At 70.6% G+C, this 3718-nt stretch carries 2 protein-coding genes; both read left to right on the top strand.

Going from position 1 to position 3718, the window contains the following annotated elements; genetic code table 11:
- The first annotated feature begins 533 nt into the window (after positions 1-533).
- Complete coding sequence (locus ADY59_RS46775) at positions 534-2297, top strand: ABC transporter ATP-binding protein (RefSeq protein WP_231619238.1); 1764 nt, start codon at positions 534-536, stop codon at positions 2295-2297.
- A gap of 622 nt (positions 2298-2919) precedes the next feature.
- A partial coding sequence (locus tag ADY59_RS46765; RefSeq protein WP_197094197.1) for a serine/threonine-protein kinase occupies positions 2920-3718 on the top strand: 799 nt, incomplete at its 3' end.

The raw sequence follows: 3718 nt of genomic DNA, 5'->3' as shown, positions 1-3718 counted from the left end.
CGCCCCGCATCACCGCCACGGCCTTGCCGCCCCCACGCCCGCACCACCCGCCGCCACCATCGCGTACGTCGTCATCGGTCGAGCCCCTGCCGGCCAAGCCCGCTCAGGTGCCAGCGATCGCCGCTCCTGATGGCCATTTGCCGCCCATTTACCGGGAGAAAACGGAACGGGTGGGACCGGTCAAGTCTTCTTTGGCCGAAGTGATTGTGGTGATTTGCGGGTATATCAGGACTAGTGTCCTTTTAGGGCACTAGAACAGGGGGAGGGGAAATGACTCTCATTCAGAGTGGTTACCGGTCCTACTGCCACCGTCGTCGCTGCTGTCGGCGCCGCAGGTACTACTGCGGCTGCCGGCGCAGGCGGTACTGGTGGTAAGAGAACGCCGTGAGAGTCGGCGGGCCGACCGCCGCCTCTCATTCTCTTTTCCTAGGCGGGGAGACCGTCCGGCGCTCGCGCCGGCGGTCTCCCTCCGCCGCACTTTCCGTGAATTCTGGCCCAACACCCGCGGCCTTCGCTGGCTGCTCGCCGCGGGAGTGGTTTTCGCCATCGTCGCGGCGCTCTGCGAGGTCGCCGCGATCGGACTGTTCGGCCGGATCACCGACGAAGTGCTCACCACCCGCGACCTCGGCGCGTTCTGGGGGCCGGCGTTCACCTGGCTCGGTCTCGCGGCGGTCACCGGAGTGGCCACGCTGGCCGGCACGTACGCCACGGCCGTGGGCGCGGAACGCTTCCTGCTGAGCCTGCGCGACCGCGTGTTCGCGCACATCCAGACCTTGTCCCCGGACTTCGGCGAGAACCGGCGCCTCGGCGACGTCATGGCCAGGCTCACCGACGACATCGAAGCCATCGAGGAACTGATGGGGTCGGGGCTGGTCAAGCTCTTCACCACGGTCGCCAGCGTCATCTTCTTCGCCGGTGCCGCCTTCTACGTCCGCTGGGACCTGGCACTGGTCACGATGGCGCTGATCCCGGCCTTCCTCGTGGTGTCGAAGATGTTCGCGTCGCGGTTCAGGACCGCCTCGGCACGCGAGCGCTCCAGCAACGGCGAGATGAACAGCGTCATCGAGGAGGGCCTGGCCAACCAGGCGCTCGTCCAGTCCTACAACCGCCAGTCCGCCGAGTCGCGCCGCCTGCACGCCACCGGCCGGGGATGGCTGCGCGCCAACCTGTCACAGGCGTGGCTCGCCGGCCTGTACGGTCCCGCCGTCCAGGTGCTGGAGACCATCTGCCTCATCGTCATCCTGGGCGTCGGCGCCTGGGAGATCGCCGCCGGACGGCTCACGCTGGGCGGCCTGCTGGCCTTCGCCGCGTACTTGGCGATGCTCTACCCTGCCGTGCAGAGCCTCGGCGAGATCGCGCTCACCGTGTCGGAGGCGGCGGCGGGCTCCGACCGCGTCATGGAGGTGCTCAAGACCAGGCCGGCCGTCGAGGACGCCGCCGACGCCGTGCCACTGGCGGGCCGCGCCACGGGTCGCGTCGACTTCCAGCACGTCGGCTTCCGTTATCCCGGCCGCAGGCGGCCCGCCCTGCAGCACCTGTCGTTCACCGCCGAACCCGGCGAACTGGTCGTGCTCACCGGGCCCAGCGGCGCCGGCAAGTCCACGCTGGCCAAACTGCTGCTGCGGTTCTACGACCCGGACGCGGGCCGCATCCTTCTCGACGGCCGCGACCTCCGGGGCCTGACCAGGGCCTCGCTGCGGGACAACATCACGATCCTGCACCAGGAGACGCTGCTGTTCTCCGGCACGGTGCGCGACAACATCGCCTACGGCCGGCCCGACGCCACGCACGACGAGGTGATCCGCGCCGCCGAACTGGCCGGGGTGCACGACTTCGTCAGGACACTGCCCCGGGGGTACGACTCCCAGGTCGGGCAGCGCGGCAGGCTGCTGTCCGGCGGGCAGCGGCAGCGCCTGGCCATCGCCAGGGCGATCCTGCGCGACGCGCCCGTGCTCGTCCTGGACGAGCCGATGACCGGCCTGGACGAGGCCACGGCCGCCCGCATCATGGAGCCGCTGCGGCGGCTCATGGCCGGACGGACCACCATCCTCATCACCCACGACCTGCGCCATCTGCCGCAGGACGCGCGCGTGATCGAGCTGGAGCCGGCCGGCCGTGAGAGCCGGATCCGCCTGAAGCGGCTCGGCATTCAGCGCGAGAGCCCCAAGCTGTTGAGCAGCCCGGTGACGCCGAGGTTGTCCAGCAGCGTGGGCGAGGACGTGGACGAGGAGGTGAGCGGCGCGGTCTCGGACGCCGACGAACGGGGACGGCTCCACGGGCCGGTCCACGGGCTGTAGGACTGGCTGTAGAACGGGCCGTAGGAGTGCGCCCAGTGCGGGCGGTCGTAGGAGTCGGCCCAGTGCGGGCGGTAGCCGAACCGGCGGTTGTACTCAGCGCACCACGGCGCCGTGATCAGGCCCCGGACGTGCCCGTTGACGTTGACCGTGCCCTGCACCTGCCGCTGGTCCGTGGCGTCCGCGTTCCGGTCGAGCGCCTGACCGAGCAGCGCGTGGACGTAGCCGTTGATCTCGCCCCACTCCTCGGCGGTCGGCGGCCTGTCATAGCTGATCCGGACGCCGTCGCGGCCGTACTCGTCGTCCGTCAGGTACTGGACCAGGGCGTCGTCGGAGATGACGTCACGCAACGGCGAGTGCGGCCGGTACGCGGCGTCGGCGCACCACTCCCTGAGCCGGTCGTCGTAGTCGTCGGCGGCCGCCGGCGCGGTCATCAACGTGAGGCCGGTGACCGTAGCTGCCAGTGCGGTGATGACGTGCTTGTACATGGGTGCCCCCTGCGGGTGGTGATCTGATCATCCGCAGTGATCAGTACCCATAGTGAGGTTTCAACTACTCCATGGTTGGATCTGGCCGCCTTTACCCAGACTGCCGCAGCGTGGGTGGAACGCGTACTCTGCTGGGCATGCGCAGACGGGTGATCGACGGCCGCTTCGAGCTGGGCGAACGGCTCGGCGGTGGCGGCATGGGGCTGGTGTGGCGGGCCTGGGACACCGCGCTGCACCGCGACGTCGCACTCAAGGAAGTACGGCCGCCCGACCCGGCCATGGACGAGCACGACCCCGCCCTGGCCCGTGAGCTGCGCGCCCGCGTGCTGCGCGAGGCCCGCGCGCTGGCCCGGCTCAACCATCCGCACGTCGTGACCATCCACCACATCGTCGACGAGGGCGAGGACGCGTACCCGTGGCTCGTCATGGAGCTCGTCACCGGCGGCTCGCTCCAGGACCGGCTCGCGCGTGGGCCGATGCCGCCGTCGGAGGCGGCGCGGCTCGGGCGCGAGGTGCTGTCCGCGCTGCGCGCCGCGCACGCGGTCGGCATCCAGCACCGTGACGTCAAACCCGCCAACGTCCTGCTGCGCTCCGACGGGCGATCGGTCCTGACGGACTTCGGCATCGCCGCCGTCCGCGAGTCGTCCAGCCTGACGGCCACCGGGTCGTTCATCGGCTCCCCCGAGTACATGGCGCCCGAGCGGATCAACGGGCACGAGGGCGATCCGGCCTCCGACCTGTGGTCGCTCGGCATGATGCTGTACGTCGCGGTCGAGGGGCGTCATCCGTTACGCCGCGCCACCACGCTGGCGACGCTGGCGGCGGTGCTCAACCAGGCGGTGCCGGCGCCGGAGCGGGCCGGCACGCTCGGCCCGGTCCTCCTGGCGTTGCTCACCCGCGACCCGGCGGCCCGCCCCGACCCCGCCACCCTCGACC

It is taken from the genome of Nonomuraea sp. SBT364, from assembly GCF_001083785.1.
In the GTDB taxonomy this organism is placed as follows: Bacteria; Actinomycetota; Actinomycetes; order Streptosporangiales; family Streptosporangiaceae; genus Nonomuraea.
Note: the sequence above shows the minus strand (reverse complement) of the source record. Positions and strands in the feature narration are given on the sequence as shown.